Here is a 25,629-nt window from a genome sequence, read left to right on the forward strand (position 1 = left end):
GTTATTATAAGTGACAAGTACAAGCAATTTATGGAGATTTTGCATTGGACAAAACAATAGAATAGAAGTGGGCCTCTGCAGAGGCCCACTTCTATTCTATTGTTTTTAGGCAGGAAATTTTCAAAAACTTATTAATGGTTTATATGCATTATTGTTGCGAAATATATTTAACAACTTTAGTCACAAGGCTTCTTGGCATAAATTTAACTAAGTATACCATGGCTTTATTTGAAGCTCCGGGGATTACAACTCGTTTATTTTTCATAAGAGCATGGTAACCTATTTTGGTTGCAACATCTGCTGCCATTGCTCTACTGAACATTTTTGATTTATCGGCAGAAGCAACCTTTCCAAAATTAGTAGATGTAGGGCCAGGACAAAGTGTCGTAATTGTTATTCCAGATCCCTTTAGTTCTTCAACTAAAGCTTCAGAAAATGACAATACATATGCCTTAGTTGCATAATAAACTGCCATAAGTGGTCCCGGTTCAAAGGAAGCAACAGAAGCAACATTCATTATTTTTCCATCTTTTCTAGATTTCATTTCTTGTAGCACATAATGAGTCAATTCAGTAAGAACTGAAATATTAAGTTGAATCATATTAAGTTGTCTTTTAAGGTCTAACTTATCAAATTCACCTAAAAGTCCAAAACCAGCATTATTAACTAATACATCTACATTAAATTTTTGTGCTTTTATTTTCTCATAGAGTTCCTTTACTGCATTAGGAGCTGTCAAATCTTTTGAAATTATTGTGATTTTTGTACTAGGAAATTCAATTTTTATTTCTTCTAGCCTTTTAAGATTTCTGGCTACTAAAATAAGGTGATAATTATCCTTTGAAAATAATTTTACAAATTCATAACCAAGACCACTTGAAGCACCTGTAATTAATACTGTTTTACCCATAAATTATCTTCCTTTCGTCTATTAGTTTAGGCGGTTAACCTAATTATATAAAAATTATTTAAGTGTACAACTATTTTCTATAGAAGTTATAAGATCTTTCAGGCGATCTATGGGCTCTTTTAAAGTGAGAAAATAGTAATTTTCTGTACCGCTTTTTTTATTATCAACAATACCAGCTTGTTTTAAAACTTTTAGATGATGAGAAACACCAGGTCTTGATAGTGGCATAAGCTCAGTTATAGTATTTACATTTAAACCATATTTTTTATCTGCAAGGAGCATTATTATATTCTGCCTAGTAACATCCGATAACACATCAAAAACAGGTACAGATTCTCTAAAAAGTTCTAAAATGTGTTCATAATCATTATCTTTTTTCATTATGCCTCCTATAAGTTCATTAGTTTAATCTTTTAAACTAATAGTAGTATAATTTTTCAGGATAGTCAATGAGTATAATAAATATTATTGTATTTAAAGAGAGATTATGAGAAAATACTTTTAATATTTATAAAAATACAAGGAAGTGCAAAAAATTATGAATCCAATAGAAAAAATTTTAAATAGCAATGCCTTAATTATTTTAGATGGTGCACTTGCTACAGAACTTGAAAAGAGGGGGTGTGATATAAATGATACATTATGGTCAGCTAAAATATTGGCAGAAAACCCTAACAAAATTCAAAAAGTGCATTATGATTATTTTGTAGCTGGTGCGGATTGTGTTATTACTTCAAGTTATCAAGCTACAATTGAAGGTTTTGTTAAAAGAGGCTATAGTGAAGAAGAGGCAATAAAACTTATTCAAAAATCTGTTGAAATTGCAAAAAAAGCAAGAGATGATTTTTGGAAACAAGCAAAACATTCAGAAAATAGATTATATCCATTAGTTGCAGCTTCAGTGGGGCCTTATGGTGCATTCCTTGCAGATGGAAGTGAGTACCGTGGAGATTATAAGCTTACAGAAAAAGAGTTGATGGATTTTCATAGACCAAGAATAAAAGCTCTTATAGAAGCAAAGCCAGATATTCTTGCCTGCGAGACAATACCAAGTATTGTAGAAGCTAGGGCAATTGCAAACTTGCTTAAGGAATTTCCAGGAGTGTATGCTTGGGTTAGCTTTAGTGCTAAAAATGATTTGCAGATAAGTGATGGAAGTTTGATTTCAGATTGTGCCAAGCTTTTAGAGAATTTTGATAATATAGTAGCTATTGGTGTGAATTGTACTCCACCTCAGTTTATTCCATCACTTCTAAGAGAATTGGTAAAAAACACTACAAAACCTGTTGTAGTGTATCCAAATTCCGGTGAGACATATGATCCAGAAGCAAAAGAATGGTATGGAGAGTCATCTAGTGATGCATTTGCGTGTAATGCAAAACAATGGTTTAACCAAGGAGCAAAATTAATAGGCGGTTGTTGCAGGACGAGTCCAGATGATATAAAAGGCATAGCTTGCTGGAAAGGAAAATTATAGTTAAAACAAATGTTGTTTTTTATCACTGATTAGATGTAAAGTAAAATAATTATGAATATTAAATACTAATTAATAATTATTATTGACAAATACATATCACAATGCTAAAATAGACACATAAGAAAGATAAATATAAAATTTATATAGATGAAAAATAATATTGGAGGTTATGAAAATGAGAAATGAAAATAATGAAAATATAAAAGAACTAGACATTAATAAATCGGAAGAAATTTTTGTAGGTGAAGATGACGAGTTTGTTATGAATTGTGAAGGTGGACCTTGTAACTTTGTAATTAAAGATTTAGATATAGATTAGAGAAACTATCCGTTGCATCTTTGACTTGCTATCTTCTTTCAGAAGCATAACACTAAAGCCATGTTGACAAATCAACATGGCTTTAGTGTTATTTTTTTGCCATAGGTATCTGAATTTTAGTAATATAATCTTCTGGATTATTTATAGATAATATATGTTGGAAAATAAGTTTCGTATTTGTGATATAATTAAATACTATAGAACATAAGCTGCTGGGGAGATAAAAAAATGGATAGAAATGCCTTATTACAAATATTTAATGAACAAATTAGTGGAAAAAATCATGCAAAGGGACTAAGAGTCTTTGATAATGATTTGGTTTCTAATATTAATATTGAAAACAAAGATGAGCTGATTTATATAAAAGGGAATGTAATTTCAGAAAATCTTTTTAATGAATATACAACCGAAATAGAAATGGATGTTATAAATAAAAGCATAGTGTCCACTAGTTGCAGCTGTATTGATTTTGAAAACAATGAATTCAAAAAAGAAAACTACTGCTGTAAACACCTGATTGCTACTTTTTATAAAGGAGTAGATGAAATTATAAAACTCCCGATGATAAATGGGCCCAAAATACTAAAAACATTCCAAGCTAAATCAGGTGTAGATACCTTATCTATGCTTTTGGGAGATGGAAAAGGTAAAAAAGAAGTGAAATTAGAGGTTTACATAAATAGAGGACAATGGGATCATAAGCTTTTTTGTGAGTTTAGAATAGGTCTTACTTCCATGACCTCAAACAATCTCTATATATTAAAAGATATAGGTAGATTTTTACTATGCATTACCAACAATATACCCGTGAATTATGGGAAAAATTTCACCTTTAATATTCAAGAACAAAAGATTAGTGCTAAGGATAAAAACATTATTGAATTTATTCAGATGCTTATAAGTTTAGATAAAAGTACTGGTTATGGGAGTAACAGAAAAAACTCTGTGATAGATGGTAAGTACATACATATACCCGATTATTTGGTGAAAGAATTTTTTAATGTTGTGATGTACCATAGGGTTTATTTAAATGAAGGTTTCTTATTTAGAACTGTTCAAACTGAAATAATAGAAGGCTCACCTGATATAGATTTTGATTTAAAAAAGGTGAAGAATGATTATGTTCTGAAAGTACCAGGTGGAATGCCCGTAGCATTAAGTTCCAGGAATAACGTATTTTTATTTGGTACAAATGTATATCTTCCAGATTATGAATATTGCGCAAAAATTGCACCTTATCTTAGTGTGTTTAATAAGGCCAAGGTTGTAACACTCCCAAGTTCAAAGGAGGATACAATACTGAGAAGTCTTATTCCAAGTCTTAATGGATTATCAAATTATGTTACACTTGGTAAATCCATAATGGAAAAAGTAGTAACAGAAAAATGCGAGTTTAAATTCTATTTTGATAAGGAAGGCAAAGAAATTGATTTAACAACAAAGGTGAAATACGGAATTCATGAATTCAATATATTTGAAGATTGTAGTGAGAAAATTATATATAGGGACTCAAGAAGAGAAGAAGACGTACTTGGAACACTAAGATCTTTAGGGTTTCAAGATATAGAGGGTAAGTTCTTTTTTGTGTGGGGAGACGACTATACATTCAGATTCTTTAAAAGTGAAGTGGAAAAGCTTCAGAAGTTAGGGGATGTATTTTATTCAGAAAACTTTAAAGGGATTAAGTCACTGAAATCTAAAAATATATCAGGAAACATAAGAACGGGTAAATATAGTTATTTTGATATGGACTTTAAACTTGGGGATATTCCTGCAGTGGAAACTAGCGCCATATTGAGGGCTTTTAGAGATAATCTTAAGTATTATAAATTAAGGTCCGGAGAATATCTTGATCTAGAAGAAATAGAACTTCAAAAATTTTTGAAGCTAGTAGATTCAGTTTGTACTGAAGACATAGAAGACAATCATCTCGAAATTCCTAAAAACAAAGGAATTTATCTACATGAATACATGGAAGAAAATGGAATTAGATATATAAAAGGAAAAAATGAGCTTAAAAAGATAAGAGATAAGCTTAAGAACATAGAAAGTGTCTCATTTAAAGAACCAGAAAACATTAAAGCTACACTAAGAGAATATCAGAAGATAGGATATAATTGGTTTAAAACTTTGGATTATTTAGGATTTGGTGGAATACTTGGAGATGAAATGGGGCTCGGGAAAACTTTACAAGCAATTACATTTTTGCTTTCAAATAAAGGGAGCAAATCCCTTATTGTTGTTCCAACTTCACTTTTATATAATTGGGCAAATGAATTTGAAATGTTTGCTCCAAATATGAAAGTCATAGTAGTAAATGGTCCACAGAAAGAGAGAAAAATTGTAATTAAAAACATTGAAAGTTACGATGTTATAATAACCACCTATAATCTTTTAAAGCGAGACCTTGATACCTATATTGGTATAGAATTCAACTACTGCATATTAGATGAAGCACAGTATATAAAAAATCCTCACTGCCAAAATGCCTCAAGTGTAAAGCAAATAAATGCAAAAACACGATTTGCGTTAACGGGTACTCCAATAGAAAATTCAGTTATGGAATTATGGTCTATATTTGATTTTGTAATGCCTGGATATCTATTTGATGAAAAGATGTTTAGTGTGAAATACTACAAAAAAATCAAAGAAGAGCCTGAGGTTATTGAGGATCTTAGTAGATTTATAAAGCCTTTTATTTTAAGGAGAAAGAAAAAAGATGTTATAAAAGAACTTCCAGATAAAATAGAAAAAACCATTATGGTTGATCTTGATGATAATCAGAAAACTGTGTATGCAACCTATGCAAAACATGCATTAGAGCTTATTGAGAAAAAGGTTAAGGATGATGAATTTAAAAACAGTAAAATTGAAATACTTGCATATATAACAAAGCTTAGGCAGCTTTGCCTTGATCCATCAATTGTGATAAAGGAATACAGTGGTAGCAGTGCAAAGATAGAGGCATTGGCGGAACTACTAGGGCAAAGTATAGATGAGGGTCATAGAATACTAGTATTTTCTCAATTTACTTCAGTACTCAAAAACATTGCTCAAAGAATAAGTCATGATGGAATAAAATACAGCTATCTTGATGGTTCAGTGCCTTCACAAAAGAGAATGAGTTTGGTGGATAGCTTTAATGAGGGGAAAAATTCAGTATTTTTAATTAGCTTAAAGGCTGGTGGAACAGGATTAAATCTAACTTCGGCAGATATAGTAATTCACTTTGATCCATGGTGGAATCCAGCAGTGGAAGAGCAGGCAACAGATAGAGCGCACAGAATAGGTCAGAAAAATGTGGTTGAGGTAATAAAGCTTATAGCTAAGGGAACTATTGAGGAAAAAATTATAGCACTTCAAGATGAGAAAAAAAAGCTTATAGATAATATTTTAGGGGAAGGACTTTCAGGAAATGAAGGACTTTATAGTCTATCAGAAGATCAGATCGTGCAGCTATTTAGCTAATAAAAATATAGTTATAATAAGAAACCTTCAAAAAAATTTTCATAATGGAAGGCTAATTTCATATTAAATTAAAATGTTTAATTTTAGCCCAAAATAACTTGAATTACATGATAAAAAGTAATATAATTAATTTTAGCTTAAATTAGTAGTAAGTAATATGAATACGGATATGTTCCAATTAATACTTTTTAGTATAATTTGATGGGGATTATTGGTTAATTATTACAAACAATTTAAGAAAAATGAAATTTCGGAGGTACGAATATTATGACTGGTACAGTTAAATGGTTTAATGGACAAAAAGGATTTGGATTTATTACAGGAGAAGATGGAAATGATGTTTTTGCACATTTCTCAAAAATAAATTCAGAGGGTTATAAATCCCTTGATGAAGGACAAAAAGTTTCTTATGATGTTGCTGAAGGACCAAAAGGACCACAAGCAGAAAACATTACTGTTATTTAATTAGTTAATAAAGACCCCGTAAAGAGTATAAATCTCTACGGGGTTTTTTATTTTTTAGAAAACAGTTGCTTTATCTATGAATAAATGCTATACTTACAGCATACTTAAATAAATCGTAAATTATGAAGCACAGATATATTTCAATTAGTACTTGTTAATATGGTATGTTGATATCGAAATTTTATTGGTGGATTATTACAAAGCGTTTAAGCAAAAAAAATTTCGGAGGTACACATTATATGAATGGTACAGTTAAATGGTTTAATGGAGAAAAAGGATTTGGATTTATTACAGGAGAAGACGGAAATGATGTTTTTGCTCATTTTTCACAAATAAATTCAGAGGGTTATAAATCCCTTGATGAAGCACAAAAAGTTTCTTACGATGTTGTTGAAGGACCAAAAGGACCACAAGCAGAAAATATTACAGTTCTTTAATTAACAGATAAATGCAGAGATTTTTAATCTCTGTGTTTTTTTTTATTTTTTTTTAACAAAATAGTTGATTTATATAAAAATACATGTTATAATCAAAACATAACTTAAATGAGTCGTAAATAATGCAACATAAATATATTTCAATAGTACTTATCAATATCAGTATGTTAATATCGAAATTTTGTTGGTGGATTAATTACAAAGCGTTTAAGCAAAATAAAATTTCGGAGGTACACATTATGACTGGTACAGTTAAATGGTTTAATGGAGAAAAAGGATTTGGATTTATTACAGGAGAAGATGGAAATGACGTTTTTGCTCATTTCTCACAAATAAATTCAGAGGGTTACAAATCCCTTGATGAAGGACAAAAAGTTTCATACGATGTTGTTAAAGGACCAAAAGGACCACAAGCAGAAAATATTACAATCCTTTAATTAACAGAAAACCCCGTAAAGAGGATGACTCTTTACGGGGTTTTTCATTTGTCCAAACGCCTTGCTTTATGTATATAAAGGTGCTATAATAAAGCCATACTTAAATGAAAAGTAAATTATGAAGCGTAAAATATTTCAATTAGTACTAGTTATTATAGTATGGTGATATCGGAATTTTATTAGGTGGATTTTTACAAAGAGTTTAAGAAATAAAATTTCGGAGGTACACAGCATATGACTGGTACAGTTAAATGGTTTAACGGAGAAAAAGGATTTGGATTTATTACAGGAGAAGACGGAAATGATGCTTTTGCTCATTTTTCACAAATAAACTCAGAGGGTTACAAATCCCTTGATGAAGGACAAAAAGTTTCATACGATGTTGTTAAAGGACCAAAAGGACCACAAGCAGAAAACATCGCTGTTCTTTAATTAGTAGACAAAAACCCGTAAAGAGTTTCTCTTTACGGGTTTTTGTTACCTTAAAATAGTATAATAAAAGCCCCATGATTGAATGTTTAATAATTCAATCATGGGGCTTTTATTATGCACAGGTTATTATTATTATTATTATTATTATTATTTAAATTGAAAATGTTCATAGTGAAAGTTAACAACATTAAGGGCACTGCTGTTGCTGGAAAATTGTTTTCTTAAACTTTCTCGCATTGGTTTAGGGCCACAAAAGTAAACATCAATAGGTTCTTTTGTTTTTATGTGTTTAGCGATTTCAGCTACTGATAAAAAACCTTTTTCTTTTGCGTTAAACAAATGTAGTCGTATATTATCACCATGGACTATGGATCGTAGCTCATCTACATAAGCGCCTTCCTCATCATTGGTATAAGCATAGAAAAAATCTATAGAGTGATTTTCTAGTATTCCAGCTTCAGCGAAGCTTCTAAAAGGTGTTATGCCGATTCCACCTGCAATCCATATTTGATTTTCAATCCCTGTTTTATAATTAAATTTTCCGTGAGGACCTGATACTAGAAATTCATTTCCAACTTTAAGATTTTCCATTAAAATATTAGTATGATCCCCCAAGGCTTTAATTGTAAATTGAAGTTCTCCTTTTTTAGGAGCTCCACTTATGGTAAAGGGATGTGAGGGGAATTTTGTTTCACTACCAGATATCTTTAGAAAAGCAAACTGCCCTGGATTATAATCCAAATCTACATTTATTGCACTTCCTGTAATTTCTAATGTGCCATTTGCTACAGTCTCTAATCTTGAAATTTTATAACGATATTTAAAGGAAGTTCGTTCATAAAAGAAAATACTATAAATAGCAGATGCAATACCTATAAAATTTACAACATTTAACCATAGGCTAAAGGGATTCATAGAGAAAACTGGATAGTTTGAACTTCCATAATAGTGATAAATTCCAAAGGCATAGGGAATAATCATGAATTTGTGAATGACCTTCCATCTTTCATAATTTAATTTTTTTGCTAAGAGTGCAACGGCTATAATCAGCACAAATAAATATAATCCGAAACTTCCATACATTGCATAAGGGTCACGTGAAATAAGACTTCCAGATAATATTTCCTGGCTTTTACCAATGCTTATTGTTTGATCGTGAAGTATAAGCATAACAAGCATGGATATACCTAAATACTTATGATAAATATAAGACTTATCCAATCCATCAAATATGGTATCTAAAATTTTGTGCCTAGTGGAAATGAAATTTATCCAAGCTAGACAGACTAAGGCAAAGGAAGCTAGTAATTGAGAATATTCACTAATCACGGGGATAGTTCTAGTAGGTTTAATGAATATCCAAAATATATAGGTGATTATTATACTAAATAATATTATTAAAATGCCTAATTTCTTTTTCATTGACATAGCCTCCTTGAGAATTATTTAAAGTTACAAGCATAAAGCAATTTTTTATTCTAAAATAAGAAGAATAAATCCCAGCTGCAAGGATTGTATATAGCAAACATGAGATTAAAGTTTCAGCAGCATAGGGCAATAAATATTTATGAAGGCATATTATACCCGGAATTATAAAAAAGGTTGCAGATACTAGTCTTCCTATTTTATCAAAGACAAATTGATGTTTTGATGATTTATTATGGTGTTTTATAAAATTCGAGGTAATAATAAATTCTGAAAATTTTATTATTATGAACACCAAAAACCATATAGGTAAGGCATTTATAATTATCAATGTTATATACGAAAGAACTATGTAGGATAAATCTGCAAATACGTCTAGTTTAGCACCTATTGTAGAAGTGTATCCGAATTTTCTTGCAATTCGTCCATCTATTAAATCTGAAATACAAATCAGTAAAAACATAGATATTAAAATAACGAAGCTATCTTTTCCATACATAAACTGTTCTATAATAAGATATATAAATATAATAGACATCAATAATCTCAGCATTGTGATGACATTTGGAATAAACTTAATAAAATTTTTCATATAGGCCCTCCTTTTACTAAAAGTTATGTTTATAACTCTTCGTTTTAATAATTATAGGATATTAAGCTTAATTTAACCTTAAAGAAACCTTAGAATTGGCTGAGAAAAATGGAAACAAATTGTATCACTGTGGGTTCAAGGGTTATAATGATAATATAATCATAGGAAAACTATTTTAAAGAAAGTGAGAAATAAAAATGAAAAAATTAGAAATACATCTTAGAAATGAAATAGAGGGATTAAATGAGGAATGTAAATACAAAAAAGCTTTAATAATATGTGAAACTGCACTGCAAAGCTATCCTAAAAATGGAGACTTTTATTTTTTAAAAGGCAAAACACTAATGGGACTTGAAAAGTATCAGGAGGCAATAATAGAATTTAATGAGTCGATTTTAAAGGGTTCGGATAGAGAAAAATGTATTTATAATAAAGGATATTGTTATGATATTTTAGAAAACTATGCTAAGGCAATAGAATTGTATAATATATGCCTTAGCATTAATCCAGAAAATATAGATGCTATGAGCAATTTATCCGTGCTTTTACATGATCAAGGTTTTTATGAGGAAGAATTAAAGCATTTGAATAAAATGCATGAGTTAAGTTCAGACAATTTAGAATATATGTATTGCTTAGCAGACACGCTAGTAGAACTAGAAAATTATGAAGATGGACTTATGTATTTAGATAGAATATTAAAGATTGATAAGAATTATGTGTATGCATATTTTAAAAAAGGAGTAATATTTCAAAATAAAAATTCCTATGAGAAGGCATTAGAATATTTTAATAAGGCAATTGAAATGGACAATAAATATTTGGATCCATACGTTTATTCTGGAATGATATTTATGGAACAGGAGAAGTATGAAAAAGCTTTGAAATATTTTGATAAAGCTATAGAAATAGATGGTGAAGATCCTTTCCCCTATTACAATAAAGGAATTTTATTAGAAGCCCAGGAAAAGTTTGAAGAAGCTGAGAAATGTTTTAGAAATACAATAGAATTTACGGATGATACTCAGTCTGCACATTTTCATTTAGGATATGTTTTAGATGGACAGAATAAGTATGATAAGGCAATAGAATGTTATGATAAGGCAATAGAGCTTGACTATAAAGATTCGGTATCATATAACAATAGAGGGTACGATCTTTATAAGCTGGAAAAATTTCAAGAATCACTGGAGAGTTTTAATAGGGCGATTGAAATTAATCCAAATTATGAATTGGCAATCAATAACAAGGAAAGGGCATTAAGGCATCTTCAAAAAAATAACTAGTCAGTATGCTAGTCTATTTTGTGACATACAACGCTTTGACATAACCCTTAAATAGCACCACTATTAGCGGGACATGTCGCCTTGTCTGGCGCAAAATATCCGTCGCATCTTTGACTTGTTATTTTCTTTCAGATGCCTAAAACAGTTAAAAGTTAAAAAGTGATATTGGAGGTTTTCACGCCTCACAAGAAAAATTATCATTAACTTTAAATTTAAAAATTAACTTGGGAATAGTTCTAATTAGTAGTGTTACTGCTATTTGAAGGAACCAATGCAGAATTTGCGGGTGATGCAGTTGGTTGATTTATAATTGATTTAACAGCTTGCCCTTGTAATAATACTGACAACGCACTAGTAAAGTCACTAGCCACTTTATTTATATCTGCACTTCTTGTATTTAGTTCTGAAAGCTCATCATTAAGTTTGGTTAATGCATTTTTATTGTTTTTATTATTAAGGAATGTATTAACCATATCTATGTCTGAATTAATAATACTAGTGTCACTTCTTACAGTTTGAGAATCTGAAGTTAGAGTAGATAATAAGGTATTTATTTGTGATAATTGATCATCACTATAGACAATAGAGCCTTTTTTTATGTAATCTATGTAATTATCTACTTGGGATTTTTGTATGTTAATTTTCCGCATATTGTTATTATCTGAAGTTATAATTACAGCTGTTTGTTTTTTTATATCGGTTATTTCAATTAATATTTGTGCATCTGGAATATTAGCTACATTATTAGGTGCTTGGTTTTGAGCGGTATTGTTTTGTGTTGTACTGTCGGGTGCAACTGAATTACCATTGCTATCCGGTTTATCACTTCCATTAGGGACATTTACGGGCTTTTGTTTTTTACTGAAATTAGCTTTGTCTTTCATATCTTTTCCAGGTGGGTTTATTTTATCAGTAACAGCATATGAAATTACTGAAAATGTCATGACTAAAACTAATGCCATTAACAAAACTGCGGGTGATTTTATTGATTTCATTGATTTCACCTATCCTTTAATTGCTATCATCACTTGTATTTTGATTTTCATGGCCAACGTTTTTTAATGAATCATCTATGCTGGACATATGTAATTGAAAATTTGATGCTTCTTGTTCATTTATATATATTTGCTGTATTGGAACATCAGCAGCGTTGTTATTAGTTAGCTTAGGCGTATCTGTTTCAGTATCTGTAGGCACCGATTCATTAGTTTGATTTTGTGTGTTAGCACTGTTTTTGCTAATTGGATTAGGGGTAATGGACTTAGAATCTGTGCAAGCTGATAAAAAAAAGCATAAAAAAGTTACTATAATTAACGAAATTATATTTTTAAATTTCATGACAAAAATTTCCTCCATATGTTTTAACATGTTTTTTAAGTCAATTATAATATGATAAACAAGATTATGCAATTTTACTTTTTATAAGATACAAATCCAAAGAGTAAATTTAATTATATTTTATAAAGTATTTTACTCTTTAGACTTGTACTAAAATGCTAGTCTAGAAGCATTAGATGCAAAGATTTTACGCTAGCATTCATATTTAAAGTCTGGTTCGGTTTTAATTGCATAGGCGTTTCTAACTTGTCCAACCCAATTCATGAAGGCTTCATTCCAAAAAGCAGATGCAAAAAAGTCGTTTATTGTATCTTCATTTGTTAGGTCAAATATTATTATATTTAAGGGCATAGAGTTCGGGGCATAAATTCCTCCAAATATTGAATTTTGGGTTACATCTTGATTGTTGCCTTTTTCCATCATAAGCATAAGTGGTAAGCCGTGTTGAAAAGCCATTGAAGGTTCAATTTGAAGGTAAGGGCTACTCAGCCAAAAATCCTTAAAAGAATGCTGGGCTGGCGAATACTTTCTTGAAATAGCTTCCTTAACATAAACACGATGGAAGGCCACAGACATCATCCCAAAAGTACTTAGTATCATACGGCGAATAGAGATCATATTTGTTTCTGTATATTGATCAGTACCACCGAGAGTACGGGGAAAAAGAAGGTTTGATTTTACATTTTCTATAATTCTATTTAGAAAAAGCATTTGCACTTTGTTATAAGGAGTAGCATAACTTAGAAATATAGGAATTTTATATAAAGGATTGCTGGAGTCCCTAACTAAACCTATTTGAGTTTCTGTACTTAGGATAGTAGGAACTTTAGTTTTTTCATAATAATTATTTTGCATAATTATTACCTCCTTTGTCATACATAATATGAAGAATATATGTATAATGTGAGTAGGTGAAAAAATGAATTTTTATAAGTAGTATTTGGAATATTATGTCGAAAAATTTAATTTAAATATGTTTAAAATATATTGATAAAAATGGAACATATGCTATAATAAGAAATATCACATAAAAAGTTAATTAATACTGCTTAATGTATTTTTTATGTATGAATAAGGAGGTGAGGGGGATTAAATTATGGAACATGCATATATTATTTTATTTTTGGTAGGTGTTATTTATACTGTTATCACATTTTTACTTGGAGGTTTCTTTGACATTATTCATATTGGAGGTGACCTTACAGCACATATTGATGGTGGAATTGGAAGTGGTCATGGCGGAAGTGATGGAGGTAGTATTTCTCCATTAAAACCTATAACGATAGTGTCCTTTGTTACAGTGTTTGGCGGTATAGGTATTATTGGAACTAGTCATGGAATAAATCCTATAATTACATTTATCGTGGCATTTTTAATTGGACTTGTTATATCATTTTCAATATTTAGGTTTGTAATTGTACCTTTAAGTAAGGCACAAAATACAAGTGCAGTTTATCAAGATAAACTTATAGGAATGCAGGCTGTTGTCATATCTAAAATAATGGAAAATGGATTTGGTACAATAGGTTATGTTGTTAATGGAACTAAATACAATGCACCAGCACAGCATGTATCCAAAAAGTCAGTAGAGCAGGGAGAAAAAGTATTAATATATTTGATTAAGGATAAAATTTTTTATGTTGAACCGTTAGATAACTAACGGAATTTAGGGATTATGAGGAGTGGGAATATGGTATTAAACGTGTCAACATTAATTGTACCAGCTATTATTGTGGGAGTTATTATATTATTGTTTATTGGGGTCTTTTCAATGTGGAAAAGGGTGCCTCAGGATAAGGCTATGATTGTTACAGGTCTTAAAAAAAGAGTTATCACTGGTGGTGGTGGTTTTGTAGTTCCATTACTAGAAAGAACTGATAGGCTTTCTTTAGAAAATATGGAAATAGAAATCCGTATTGATGGCGCTTTAACAGGACAAGGTGTTGGAATAACTGCAGATGGAGTAGCAGTAGTTAAGGTTAAATCTGATACTGATTCTATTTTATCAGCTGCAGAACAATTTAATACCTCAAATGGTATGCAACATACACTTGAAGTTATTCAACATACAACTAAAAACGTTCTTGAAGGAAAGCTAAGAGAAATCGTATCTAAAATGACCATAGAGGAAATTTATAAAGATAGAGAGACTTTTGCTTCGCATGTTCAAGAAGTTGCAGCAGTAGATTTAGGACAACTAGGTCTAGAACTTAAAGTTCTAACTATTAAGGATATTTCAGATAGAAATGGATACTTAGAAGCACTTGGTAAACCTAGAATAGCTGCGGTAAAAAGAGATGCATTTATCGCAGAGGCAGAAGCTGCAAAGGAGACAAAAATTAAAACAGCTGAAGCAGTTAGATTAGGTGAGGCTGCTAAGCTTTTATCAGAAACTCAAATTTCTGAATCTGAAAAAGACAAAGAATTAAAGGTACAAGGATATAGACTAGAACAACAAAAGGCTAAGGCTACAGCAGATCTAGCTTATGAAATTGAAGCAAATAAAGCTAAAAAAGAAGTTACAGAAACTGAGGTTCAAGTTCAAATAACAAGAAAAGAAAAAGAAAAGGAACTTACAGAAGCTACACTACAAATTGAAATTACAAGAAAAGAAAAAGAAATAGAAATTGCCGAAAAAGAAGCCTTAAGAAAAGAAAAAGAATTGGAAGGTACAGTTCGAAAAGAAGCAGAAGCAGATAACTACAAACAGGGAAGAATTGCAGATGCAGTGAAATACACACAAATTGCAGATGCAGAAGCAGGGGCAAGACTTATAGAACTTCAAGGTAAAGCAAAGTCTGAAGCATTAAGACTTCAAGGTATGGCAGAAGTTGATATAATTAGAGAAAAAGGAAAAGCTGAAGCTGAGGCTATGATGAAAAAAGCTGAAGCGTACAAGCAATACAATGATGCAGCTATGACTCAAATGATTATAGAAAAACTTCCAGAAATCGCAAAAGCTATTTCTGAACCTTTATCTAAAACTGAAAAAATTGTTATTGTTGACAATGGTTCGGGTTCAGGGAAAGGCAATGGTGCATCTAAGGTTACTGGTTATGTAACTGATATTATGGCACAATTACCTGAAACCGTTGAAGCATTAACCGGTGTGAATATAATGGATTTATTAAAGAAATCAGCAGATAAAAGTAACAAGGATAATGTTAAAGAGATTAGTGATAAAGAAACTGTGACGCAGGCTAAAATTTAAGAGGAAGAAGTTAGACAGGACAAGTTAAAATTTTTAGGAATGTATGTAGAGCTATTTAGAAAAATCAGCATGCATTCCTATTTTATTACACAGTATTTTTATTATCTATACTAAGTCACGCAGAATAAATTAAACATTAAATTTTTATTTATTTGAGCAATTCACTTTTTAGTATAATATTTATAAATTCAGCCATTTCACTAGGTGTTTTCTTTGCACCATCATGTACCCATTTAATAATCATATTCCAAAATCCTCCGGCACTAAAAGCTAATACATATTCTAATGTATTGTTATCTTCATAATCTTCTTTATTCCCTATGATTTTTTTATGAATTTCAGGTAAATATTCACTAAATCTTTGCAATAACATATATAATAGATCATTTTTTTCCATTAAAATTAGAAAATCTAAATGGTTATTCCAAAAATTAAAGTAAACTTTACCAACATTCATTACATTTATTATTTTTTCTTGTTTTAATAGATCAACATATTCACTAAATAATTTTTTTATATACATATCTAATATATCGTCCTTAGAATCAAAATTTCGATAGAAAGTACGTCTAGCAAGTTGTGCTACAGATGTTATTTCTGTTATTGTTATTTTACTGTAGGGCTTTTCCCATAATAATTTTAATAGTGATTCAATAATCCATTCCTTGGATTGTAATGATATTGGATTAACTTTGTATATTTTTTCCATAAAAAACCTCCATAGAATTTATTGACACAAACTTTCTATATTTGTAGCACTTGAACCAAAGCCATTGACTACTATTTATAAAAGATATTATACTAATAATTGTTAAGTGGCGCAAGTGAGACATATTATTTATAATAAAGGGAGGTAATTTTTATGAAAATATTATTCATGTACATTTGGCTTTTTCCCATACTTTTTATGATTCATGACTTTGAAGAGATTTTTATGGTTAATGCCTGGCAGCAAAAAAATAAACATTATATTGAAAGTAGAAAGGATAAATATATTCCATATAATTTTAAAGCTTCTACTGCAGCGTTCTCAATTGGCGTAGATATAGAATTTGCACTTATATCAATAGTTACTATAATTTCATATCTACTTAATAGTTATGTTATTTGGTTTGGATTATTTATTGCTTTCGTTGTACACTTATTTCTTCACATAATCATGTGTATAAATTTTAAAGGATATGTGCCTGGAGTTATCACAGGTACAATAGTTATTCCTGTTTCTTGTTTTATGATATATAGGATCTATATTTTACTTAACTTTAATATGATAATTTTTTTATTTTCGATATTAATAGGTACTTTATTTATGTTAGGAATGATATATGTTCTGCATAAAGCAACAAAAAAATTTAATTATTGGTTAGAAAGGTATAATACCAGTTATAGATAAAATTTAAATTTGATTACAAATTAAGCCTAATAAATGAAACTATTAAAAACTTTAAGTATTTTAAATAGTTTCATTTATTAGGTAATTATTTGTTGAACAAATTAGGATATTGTTGTTTATCAAATAACATCTATGCATTTATAGATATTCGTTCACTTTTCTTTAAATTATTAAATACTAGATTATAGGACATATTTATAAAAAATTTTATTTGGTCATCTGAAATTTCTTCGCCTAGGGTTATTGAATTCCAATGTTTTTTATTAAGATGATACCCTGGCTCTATAGATTTGTAGTCTCGCCGAAGATCTATTGACATGATTGGATCACATTTTAAACTTATTTTTAGAATGGTATTTCTAATGCTTGTAAGTAAAAACATTTTAGAACCTACATATATGACTAAAGTATCTTCATCAAAAGGAAATTTTTCACTTACTCCGTTTTTTGTGCTACAAAATTTTCTTATCTCATCTAAGTTCATATACATTATCATCCTTTTTTTATTTATAGTATACACTAGTGGAAAAAAAATTATAAAGAAATAAAGAATTTAAAGAATAATAATGCACATAATAGATTTAAGCATCTTAAAAAAATAGCTAGTCAGAGTGCTAGTCCATTTTCCTATAGATGCTTTATTAATTATGTTAAGGGGAACTAATATGTGCAAAAATGCTAAAGTTTTATTACTTGTAAGTGCTTTATTCGCTTTTTCTATGGGATTATCTAATATATTTATCAATGTATTTTTTTGGAGAGAAACCAATAATTTTATGGTAATAGCCATATATAATTTAATAATTAATATTACTACTCCAATCACATTTATAGTGGCAGCAATATTATCAAAAAAGAAAAATGGTATATGGTCTTTAAGATTAGGATTATTCATCTACGCACTTTTTTTTGCTCTAATATTATATATAGGTAACAAAGGAACTGCATATATATATGGACTTGGGCTTATAGATGGAATAGCAGCTGGTTTTTATTGGCTACCATTTAATGTTTTATGCTGTGATTTTACTAGCACTAACAACAGAGATACTTTTAATGGACTAAATGGAGGGCTCTCTGGGCTTGCGGCAATTGTGGGACCAATAAGTGCTGGGTTTACAATCAGCAGATTTAGTGGACTCACAGGATATAGAATAGTGTTCACCTCTACCTGTATTATATTTATTGTACTTGTATTAATTAGTACAGTTTTTAAATGTGGTGATTATTCTGGTTCAGTTGACTTTAAAAAGGCATTTGGAAGTAATGGTGAAGGCTGGAAAACTATTAGAAGGGCAACGTTTTTCTGGGGATTTAGAGATTCAGTAATGGTTTTTCTTATAAATATATTGGCAATTCAAACATTAAAAAAGGAGCTTACCCTAGGAATAATTGCGCTAGTTGCAGCACTAATTACTTCAATTTCATATGTGCTTGTTCAAAAGATAATAAAGCCTCCAAATAGACGAAAATCAATATTGTTTGGAATTATAGGATCATTTTTTGCAGTTTGGCCATTAATTATAAATATAAGTTTTAATACATTATTAGTATATGCTATAATTGATGCATTTTGTCTCCCATTTTTTATGGTGCAACTATCTTCTGCAACTTTTAATGTTATAGATACTCATGAGGATAGGGATAAAAGAATTGAATATATGATAAATAGGGACATGGTATTAAATGGAGGAAGAGCTATTAGTGTAAGTATGTTGATATTATTGTTATTATTTTTTAAGAACCCCTCCACACTAAAATTTTATTTGATATTTTTGGCGATAATGCCTTTGATCTCCGGATCAATTTTACGAAGAATAAAGGGCGTTCTATGATAAAAAACATAAAAATAAAACAAATCCATTTATAATGTATTTGTTTTATTCTCTTATAACAAATAAAACTATGGTTTGTTTATCTGTTTATAAAGATTATACAGGCTATGAAAATAACATAAAATATAGCGTTCATAGATAATCTTTTGGCAGATATACAATGTTTTTTTAAATTAAGCCATATAGCTATAATAGCAATAAAGGTTATTATGGCTGAAATAATAAGTGATGTATCAAATAACCAAGGTGTAAATATAATACCTAATGCACTTGGTATTGTAGCTTGAATCATCATGGATCCACTTATGTTTGCAAGAGCAAGTTTTTCTTTACCTTGTCTTACCCATATAACTGCATTAACTATCTCAGGTAATTCTGTTGCTACAGGGCTTAGCAGCAATGCGACTAAATGTGCAGGCATTCCAAGTGCCACACTTAGAGATTCTAAATTATGTACAAATAATTGTGATCCAAGAAATATGAATATAAGTGCTAATAATGTTTGAGTTAATATCATTGATTTCGGGGGAGTTTTGCTTTTAGGACATAGTTTTAAAGGTTCTAATTTCTCTGTTGTTTCCTCAACCTCAGCACTCATTTCTTTATAAAAATAAAGAGCATAGGCACCTAAAAACAGAAAACCTAGCCATGGTTTTATTGAAAAGGCTACAAGACCTAAAAAAACTTTAAAAGCAAAAATTCCCATGAACCAGACTTGATCTCTAGCAAGTTTTTTATTGTTAAACTTTAGGCAACTGCCAGATGTCCTCTTTCCAGTGAATAATATTATACTAATTCCAACAATGGCATAGGCAAGGGTACTTAAAACTAGTGGTCCCCCAAGTGCTGCACCAACCCCAATATCTTTTTGACTAGATGTAGTACCAAATACTACAGCTATGAAGGTCACAATACTTTCAGGTAAAGCCGTACCAAAAGCTGCAAGAACTGTACCTACTGCATTTTGAGAAATATTAAAGGCTTTCCCAACCCATTCAACACCATTTACAAATAGCTCACTGCTAAAATATATAATCAGTGCAGCTGCAAGCATAACTAAAATATTTATAGCCATGTTGATTCTCCTTTCATAAAAAAAATAAAAGACCTCTAGCATGTTAAAATAAACACGCCAAAAGTCTCGTTTCGCATTTCCGCGGATATTGCCAGGCATGAGGAACCTTTCGAAAAAAACAGACTATAAACTAGTCTATTCTATTTCAAGTGCCTTAAAGCCAATATGTTGACAATATCTAGTAAACTACTCCCTTTTGTTATTAAGAAATATGTGACATTCCTCCTATTATACTAATATAACTTTTTTGTGTCAATATATAAAATAATAAGATTCATTTATATAATTTTGCCCATACTTTTTACATAGTCTTTGAAGTACTAATTTAATTTTGTCCTTATTCAGTAAAGGTTCCTCTAATAAATTGAAAAAAATCTCTTTTTCTTTCATTGTAGTATATTTTTTCACATAACCATATACATGCTCAGCGGTATTTATAAAATTTCCTTGGCTAAAAGGTAGCAGTAGTGCCTGATCTATGGCTTCATAAATATTAATCATAGTATTAGGAGAATTTACAATTTTACTGCAATACTTATAATTTGTATAGTTCTTTTCCATAACAGAATACTTATATTTTGCCCACTGAGAATATTTTATTGAAGGACTTGGATGCAGATTAAGGATATTGACACATTTTAAAGCAGATAATTCTTTATCTTTAACTTCAAGCATTATATCAACTTTTAAGTGATGGATTTGCCCTAGATATTCAATGAAATTTTTTGTTATCACAAATTTAGAATGAGAACCGTTTTTTTTATTAGCATCCTGTTCTGAATAATGCATTTTTATGGCACCATCATTTTCAGTCCAGGTTGAAGCAACTTCACTTAAAATTTCATCCAAAGTGAGATCACAGGGATTTAGTTTATTATGAAGATTATCAAATATAGCGGGTATTTTAAGGATTTTGCAGAGAGCTATAACATCCTTTATAGTGTAACTTTTATCATCATTTTCTAAAACTAGCCGTTTTTTTAGTGAGGGAGATAATCTATTAAAACCTGAAATAAATCGTTTGACTGCGGTAGGTTTATCTCCATAAACTCCACCAAGATGAAGTGTTATTTTATTTGTGTAATCAACCTTTAAAGCATCTAAAAATCTGCAATGGTATTCTAGGTCTAATATGCTTTTTGTGACTACTGATTCTTTTGTAGAATTTAAAACTGTATATTGACCTGGATGCATAGAAACTCTAATATCATTCTCATTTATGAAATTACCTATGTTTTCAAGCTCATATTTAAATGTATCCCACCACTTTATATTATTTACCTCATGGCCCCCAAAAGGTATTATATCTGAACTAATTCTAAAAAAGTATATATTGTTTTTTATATTCCAATCTAGAATACTTTTTAAATCTTTTAAATTTTCGTTTACACATTCATTAAATTTTTCTTCAGTGAAATTTTTTAATATTGTACTTCTAGAGGTTCTATATTGCAGGCTGATTGGACTGCAAGCGTATCCTATTTTGTAATTAAGCATTGACGTCACACCTTTCTTTAGGCATCTTGAGAAAAATAACTGGTGAGTATGCTATTCTATTTCCTTTTACAATACTGTTACTCATCAGTATTGTAGTCTAAAATTATAACACAAGTAAATATTTTTTTGTATTTTTTTGAAAATTACTGGATAAAAGGGTAGAATAGAACAAGTGACAAGCTAAATTTGAGGTGAGAGGATTTTAATTATGATAATATATAGTTTTAATATGTTAACTATGCTCATGGAGAGAGCCATGTGGCTACTAGTAATGCTATTTGTAGTCACAAGAATAAAAGGTTTTAGAGAAATATTTCAAAAAGAGAAATATGAAAAAAAGGACATAGCAATTATATGTACTATATTTTCAGCTTTTGCTATTTTTGAAACGTATTCCGGTATTAAGGTAGATGGATCTTTATTAAACATAAGGACGATAACGATAGTATCCAGTGGTATATTATTTGGACCCGAGGTAGGAATAATAACAGGACTAGTGGCAGGTAGTCATAGATTTTTAATAGATATTCATGGAGTAACCTCACTTCCATGTCTTATAACAAGCATAGTAGCTGGAATATCATCAGGATACATAAATAAAAAAATTTCAAGAAAATATTTGTACATAGCAGGAATTTCCCTTGGTATGGTTTGTGAAGTATTAACTATGATTCTTATATTAATAATGACAAAACCATATACACTTGGATTAAGCATAGTTTCAAAAATAGCTTTGCCAATGATACTTGGAGAAGTAAATGTAGGCTTTATTATACTTTTAATGCAGTTTGTAGATGACGAAAAGGAAATGATAGCGGGTCAGCAGTCAAAGCTGGCACTAGATATTGCCAATGAGACATTGCCCTATTTTAGAGATATAAATAATGAAGCCCTAAGAAAGATATGTACTATAATTAAAGAACATATGCAGGCAGATGCTGTATCTATAACTGATAAAATCCATGTACTTGCTTACGTGGGCGTTGATGAGGATATATATAATGTTGCTGATAAAGAAATAAATGGAGCAACTAAAGCCGCAATTTTAAACAATAAAATATTAATAAATAATGACAATACAAAAAATGATCACAGAAATTTAAAATCCGCAATAATAATACCTTTTGAAGATAAAAATGGGGTAAGCGGTACCTTGAAAATATATTACAAAAATTCCAATAAGATAACTTATTCTATTAAAGCACTTTCAACTGGTTTATCACAAATAATATCAACTTTAATGGAAGTGTCTAAGATTGAACAGATACGGGAAACCGCAAATAAGGCTGAAATTAGAGCCTTGCAGAGGCAAATAAACCCACACTTTTTGTTTAATGCGCTAAATGCAATAACTTCATTTATTAGAATAAATCCTGATAAGGCAAGGGAACTTATTATAAATTTATCAAACTATTTAAGGTATAATCTTGAAATTAATGATGGGTTAATTGATATAAAAAAAGAACTTAAGCAGGTTATGGATTTTGTGGAAATAGAAAAAGCCAGGTTTGGAGATAAGATTAATCTTGTTTATGAAATTGATGATGTAAATATAAAAGTACCTAGTCTTATAATACAACCCATAGTGGAAAATGCAATAATTCATGGTATTCTGCCTGAAAAAGGTTCAGGAACGATAAAACTAAGCGTGAAAAATTGTGAGGATAAAAGCGTAAAAATCATAATTGAGGATACTGGAATTGGTATAAGTGAAGAAATAATTCATAAGGTTTATAGTGGAAATATGCCTGAAAATAAAATTGGTTTATACAATGTTCACTTGAGGCTTAAACTTATGTATGGTGAAGGCATAAATATAGAAAGATTAGAAAAAGGAACAAAAATGGAATTTTTTATTAGGAGATGAGAGTGTGAAATGTATAATAGTTGAGGATGAATTTTTGGCTAGGGAAGAATTAAAATATTTTATCAAAAATTTCAGTAATATAGAAATAGCTGGGGAATTTGAAGATGGAATAGATGTATTAAAATTTATACAAAAAAATAAGGTTGATGTCATATTTTTAGATATTAATATAAGATCTGTGGATGGGGTAGTTATTGCAAAAAATATCAGTCAATTTTCTGAAAAACCATATATTGTTTTTATAACAGCATATAGAGAACATGCTGTTGAAGCTTTTGAAATAGAAGCCTTTGACTATATATTAAAACCCTATGATGAATCAAGAATTAGATCAATGCTTAAAAAACTTGAACTTAGTTATAATGCGAAAAATGGAAATAATCATGCAATTATAAATAGAATAAATCTGTTTAAAAATGATAAAATAATAGTTACAAATGTGGATGATATATATTATTGTGAGGCAAAGGAGAGAGAAACCAGTGTACTAACAAAAGACGAAGAATATCTGATGAAAATGTCTATATCAGAATTTTATGACACCCTGCCAAAGGAAATGTTTTTTAAATGTCATAGATCATATATTGTAAATATTACTAAAATAAAAGAAATAATACCTTGGTTTAATAACACTTATAACTTAAGGCTTAAGGATATTCCAGAAGAAATCCCCGTTAGTAGAAGCAATGTAAAAAAATTCAAGCAGTTGATGAATATATAAATGCATCCTATGTAACTATAATAGCATCTCACTCATAAACAGACATCTCCCTTAAATATAGATATATACTTACATCAAGACAAAGAAAACTAGATGAAAAGGTTTATATTATAACATTTATATAAGGGGAGTGAGGGTAATGTTAAAAATTCAAAAAACATCTCAGAACAGACTTTTAATATTATTAGGTACCATAGTTACTCAAATAGGACTTGGAACAATCTATACATGGAGTTTATTTAATCAACCTCTTGCGGATAAGTTTGGTTGGCAGTTAAGTAGTGTATCAGTTACTTTTTCAATTACTAGTTTTGCATTGGCATTTTCAACTCTATTTGCAGGGAGAATTCAAGATAAAATTGGAATAAGAAAACTTATAACTTTTGCAGGCATAATACTTGGTGGTGGACTTATATTAACATCTAAAGTAAACTCGCTAGCAATGCTTTATTTAACAGCTGGTGTGATCGTGGGCGCTGCAGATGGAATAGCATACATAACTTCACTCTCAAATTGTATAAAATGGTTCCCTGAGAAAAAAGGTCTTATATCAGGAATTTCTGTAGGATCCTATGGTATTGGAAGCTTAATATTTAAATATATAAATTCAGGTGTAATGAGTTCAAAAGGAGTTACAGTAGCATTTTTATGCTGGGGTATTATAGCATTTGTATTGGTAGTTGGTGGCGCACAACTTCTAAAAGATGCACCAGACGTGAAAGAAGTTGCTAGTAATAAATCTATGGTAGAAGATTTATCGCCAAGACAAATGTTAAAGAAAAAAGAATCATATTTGCTATTTATCATGATGTTTACAACCTGTATGAGCGGGCTTTATCTTATAGGAATTGTTAAGGATATAGGGGTACAACTCGTAGGGCTTACACCACTAGTAGCTGCAAATGCAGTAGCAATGGTAGCAATTTCTAATACTGCAGGAAGAATTATTTTAGGAACTTTATCAGATAAAGTTGGCAGACTTAAAGTTGTAATATTTGGCTTCGCTATAATGGCTACAAGTGTAATTATTATGAGTACAGTTCATATGAATTTTGCAATATTCTTTGCCTGTGTTGCCGGAATTGCATTTTGCTTTGGTGGTAACATCACTGTTTTCCCAGCAATTGTTGGAGAGTTCTTTGGACTTAAAAATCACAGTAAAAATTATGGAATAATATATCAAGGTTTTGGACTCGGAGCTTTGTCAGGATCAATTATTGCAAGTATGGTAGGCGGATATAAAATAACGTTTATGATTATAGGTGTAATGTGCATAATTTCAATTGCTATAGCTCTTACAATAAAGAGACCAGAGGCAAAAGCAATAATGAAAACAAAGACAAAACTTTCGGGTAAAAGAAGAACTGCATAATTTAATAAGACTTGAAGGGTTAATTTCAATATGGTATAATTTAAAAAGGTCAATTTGTATAATTAGGAGAAA

26 protein-coding genes are annotated in these 25,629 nt (G+C 30.0%); 15 read left to right on the forward strand and 11 right to left on the reverse strand.

Going from position 1 to position 25,629, the window contains the following annotated elements:
- Nucleotides 1-148 precede the first annotated feature (148 nt).
- Nucleotides 149-910 (reverse strand): SDR family NAD(P)-dependent oxidoreductase, encoded by a 762-nt coding sequence (locus tag BR66_RS0103615; protein ID WP_026881678.1) that lies wholly within the window; start codon nt 908-910, stop codon nt 149-151.
- 54 nt (nt 911-964) lie between these two features.
- The gene (locus BR66_RS0103620) at nt 965-1,291 is read right to left on the reverse strand and encodes an ArsR/SmtB family transcription factor (RefSeq protein WP_026881679.1); all 327 of its coding nucleotides are present in this window, start codon (nt 1,289-1,291) and stop codon (nt 965-967) included.
- 157 nt (nt 1,292-1,448) lie between these two features.
- Between BR66_RS0103620 and mmuM the strand changes: the two genes are divergently transcribed.
- The 7 genes from mmuM to BR66_RS0103655 all read left to right on the forward strand — a co-directional run bounded on the left by mmuM (nt 1,449) and on the right by BR66_RS0103655 (nt 7,945).
- Nucleotides 1,449-2,387 carry a homocysteine S-methyltransferase gene (gene mmuM, locus BR66_RS0103625; RefSeq protein WP_026881680.1) on the forward strand — a complete coding sequence of 313 codons (939 nt, stop codon included), beginning with the start codon at nt 1,449-1,451 and terminating at the stop codon, nt 2,385-2,387.
- Nucleotides 2,388-2,562: 175 nt separating this feature from the next.
- Nucleotides 2,563-2,706: a hypothetical protein gene (locus BR66_RS26110; protein ID WP_169738163.1), complete on the forward strand. Its 144-nt coding sequence runs from the start codon at nt 2,563-2,565 to the stop codon at nt 2,704-2,706.
- A gap of 228 nt (nt 2,707-2,934) precedes the next feature.
- Nucleotides 2,935-6,174: a DEAD/DEAH box helicase gene (locus tag BR66_RS0103635; RefSeq protein WP_026881681.1), complete on the forward strand. Its 3,240-nt coding sequence runs from the start codon at nt 2,935-2,937 to the stop codon at nt 6,172-6,174.
- 267 nt (nt 6,175-6,441) lie between these two features.
- A complete protein-coding gene (locus BR66_RS0103640; protein WP_026881682.1) occupies nt 6,442-6,639 on the forward strand; it encodes a cold-shock protein in 198 nt (65 codons plus the stop codon).
- A 239-nt stretch (nt 6,640-6,878) separates the two neighbouring features.
- Nucleotides 6,879-7,076, forward strand: a complete 198-nt coding sequence (locus BR66_RS0103645) for a cold shock domain-containing protein (protein ID WP_026881683.1) — start codon at nt 6,879-6,881, stop codon at nt 7,074-7,076.
- A 239-nt stretch (nt 7,077-7,315) separates the two neighbouring features.
- Nucleotides 7,316-7,513, forward strand: a complete 198-nt coding sequence (locus BR66_RS0103650) for a cold-shock protein (RefSeq protein WP_026881684.1) — start codon at nt 7,316-7,318, stop codon at nt 7,511-7,513.
- Nucleotides 7,514-7,747: 234 nt separating this feature from the next.
- Complete coding sequence (locus BR66_RS0103655) at nt 7,748-7,945, forward strand: cold-shock protein (protein WP_026881685.1); 198 nt, start codon at nt 7,748-7,750, stop codon at nt 7,943-7,945.
- A gap of 147 nt (nt 7,946-8,092) precedes the next feature.
- On the opposite strand, the gene BR66_RS0103660 is transcribed toward BR66_RS0103655, so the two are convergent.
- Nucleotides 8,093-9,367, reverse strand: a complete 1,275-nt coding sequence (locus BR66_RS0103660; protein ID WP_026881686.1) for a ferredoxin reductase family protein — start codon at nt 9,365-9,367, stop codon at nt 8,093-8,095.
- Entirely contained in the window at nt 9,330-9,962 is a 633-nt protein-coding gene (locus BR66_RS0103665; protein ID WP_026881687.1) for a CDP-alcohol phosphatidyltransferase family protein, read from the reverse strand. Before BR66_RS0103665 ends, BR66_RS0103660 begins: the two co-directional genes overlap by 38 nt.
- Nucleotides 9,963-10,159: 197 nt before the next feature.
- Between BR66_RS0103665 and BR66_RS0103670 the strand changes: the two genes are divergently transcribed.
- Nucleotides 10,160-11,248 carry a tetratricopeptide repeat protein gene (locus BR66_RS0103670; RefSeq protein WP_026881688.1) on the forward strand — a complete coding sequence of 363 codons (1,089 nt, stop codon included), beginning with the start codon at nt 10,160-10,162 and terminating at the stop codon, nt 11,246-11,248.
- Between the two features lie 236 nt (nt 11,249-11,484).
- Here the strand turns inward: BR66_RS0103670 and BR66_RS0103675 are convergent, their stop codons facing one another.
- The 3 genes from BR66_RS0103675 to BR66_RS0103685 form a co-directional block, all read right to left on the reverse strand.
- Nucleotides 11,485-12,243, reverse strand: coding sequence for a hypothetical protein (locus BR66_RS0103675; RefSeq protein WP_026881689.1), 759 nt, complete (start codon nt 12,241-12,243; stop codon nt 11,485-11,487).
- Between the two features lie 16 nt (nt 12,244-12,259).
- Nucleotides 12,260-12,586: a hypothetical protein gene (locus BR66_RS0103680; RefSeq protein WP_026881690.1), complete on the reverse strand. Its 327-nt coding sequence runs from the start codon at nt 12,584-12,586 to the stop codon at nt 12,260-12,262.
- A 192-nt stretch (nt 12,587-12,778) separates the two neighbouring features.
- Entirely contained in the window at nt 12,779-13,441 is a 663-nt protein-coding gene (locus tag BR66_RS0103685) for a hypothetical protein (RefSeq protein WP_242841104.1), read from the reverse strand.
- A 241-nt stretch (nt 13,442-13,682) separates the two neighbouring features.
- On the opposite strand from BR66_RS0103685, the gene BR66_RS0103690 reads away from it, so the two are divergent.
- Nucleotides 13,683-14,246, forward strand: a complete 564-nt coding sequence (locus BR66_RS0103690) for an NfeD family membrane protein (protein WP_026881692.1) — start codon at nt 13,683-13,685, stop codon at nt 14,244-14,246.
- 30 nt (nt 14,247-14,276) lie between these two features.
- A complete protein-coding gene (locus BR66_RS0103695) occupies nt 14,277-15,797 on the forward strand; it encodes a flotillin family protein (RefSeq protein WP_207641223.1) in 1,521 nt (506 codons plus the stop codon).
- A 148-nt stretch (nt 15,798-15,945) separates the two neighbouring features.
- On the opposite strand, the gene BR66_RS0103700 is transcribed toward BR66_RS0103695, so the two are convergent.
- On the reverse strand, nt 15,946-16,506 hold the full coding sequence (locus tag BR66_RS0103700; protein WP_026881694.1) for a TetR/AcrR family transcriptional regulator: 561 nt from the start codon (nt 16,504-16,506) through the stop codon (nt 15,946-15,948).
- 153 nt (nt 16,507-16,659) lie between these two features.
- On the opposite strand from BR66_RS0103700, the gene BR66_RS0103705 reads away from it, so the two are divergent.
- Nucleotides 16,660-17,190, forward strand: a complete 531-nt coding sequence (locus tag BR66_RS0103705; protein ID WP_026881695.1) for an HXXEE domain-containing protein — start codon at nt 16,660-16,662, stop codon at nt 17,188-17,190.
- A gap of 130 nt (nt 17,191-17,320) precedes the next feature.
- Here the strand turns inward: BR66_RS0103705 and BR66_RS0103710 are convergent, their stop codons facing one another.
- The gene (locus BR66_RS0103710; RefSeq protein WP_035795385.1) at nt 17,321-17,674 is read right to left on the reverse strand and encodes an MmcQ/YjbR family DNA-binding protein; all 354 of its coding nucleotides are present in this window, start codon (nt 17,672-17,674) and stop codon (nt 17,321-17,323) included.
- 181 nt (nt 17,675-17,855) lie between these two features.
- On the opposite strand from BR66_RS0103710, the gene BR66_RS0103715 reads away from it, so the two are divergent.
- Nucleotides 17,856-19,025: an MFS transporter gene (locus BR66_RS0103715; RefSeq protein ID WP_026881697.1), complete on the forward strand. Its 1,170-nt coding sequence runs from the start codon at nt 17,856-17,858 to the stop codon at nt 19,023-19,025.
- Nucleotides 19,026-19,104: 79 nt separating this feature from the next.
- Here BR66_RS0103715 and BR66_RS0103720 read toward each other — a convergent pair whose 3' ends face one another.
- Nucleotides 19,105-20,100: a sodium:calcium antiporter gene (locus BR66_RS0103720; protein ID WP_026881698.1), complete on the reverse strand. Its 996-nt coding sequence runs from the start codon at nt 20,098-20,100 to the stop codon at nt 19,105-19,107.
- Nucleotides 20,101-20,352: 252 nt separating this feature from the next.
- Nucleotides 20,353-21,597, reverse strand: a complete 1,245-nt coding sequence (uvsE, locus tag BR66_RS0103725) for a UV DNA damage repair endonuclease UvsE (protein ID WP_026881699.1) — start codon at nt 21,595-21,597, stop codon at nt 20,353-20,355.
- Nucleotides 21,598-21,805: 208 nt separating this feature from the next.
- On the opposite strand from uvsE, the gene BR66_RS0103730 reads away from it, so the two are divergent.
- The 3 genes from BR66_RS0103730 to BR66_RS0103740 all read left to right on the forward strand — a co-directional run bounded on the left by BR66_RS0103730 (nt 21,806) and on the right by BR66_RS0103740 (nt 25,557).
- A complete protein-coding gene (locus tag BR66_RS0103730; RefSeq protein ID WP_026881700.1) occupies nt 21,806-23,464 on the forward strand; it encodes a sensor histidine kinase in 1,659 nt (552 codons plus the stop codon).
- Between the two features lie 4 nt (nt 23,465-23,468).
- Nucleotides 23,469-24,185 carry a LytR/AlgR family response regulator transcription factor gene (locus BR66_RS0103735; RefSeq protein ID WP_026881701.1) on the forward strand — a complete coding sequence of 239 codons (717 nt, stop codon included), beginning with the start codon at nt 23,469-23,471 and terminating at the stop codon, nt 24,183-24,185.
- 139 nt (nt 24,186-24,324) lie between these two features.
- Nucleotides 24,325-25,557 carry an L-lactate MFS transporter gene (locus tag BR66_RS0103740; protein ID WP_026881702.1) on the forward strand — a complete coding sequence of 411 codons (1,233 nt, stop codon included), beginning with the start codon at nt 24,325-24,327 and terminating at the stop codon, nt 25,555-25,557.
- The last annotated feature ends 72 nt before the right edge of the window (nt 25,558-25,629 follow it).

Source organism: Clostridium akagii DSM 12554 (genome assembly GCF_000686725.1).
In the GTDB taxonomy this organism is placed as follows: domain Bacteria; phylum Bacillota; class Clostridia; order Clostridiales; family Clostridiaceae; genus Clostridium_I; species Clostridium_I akagii.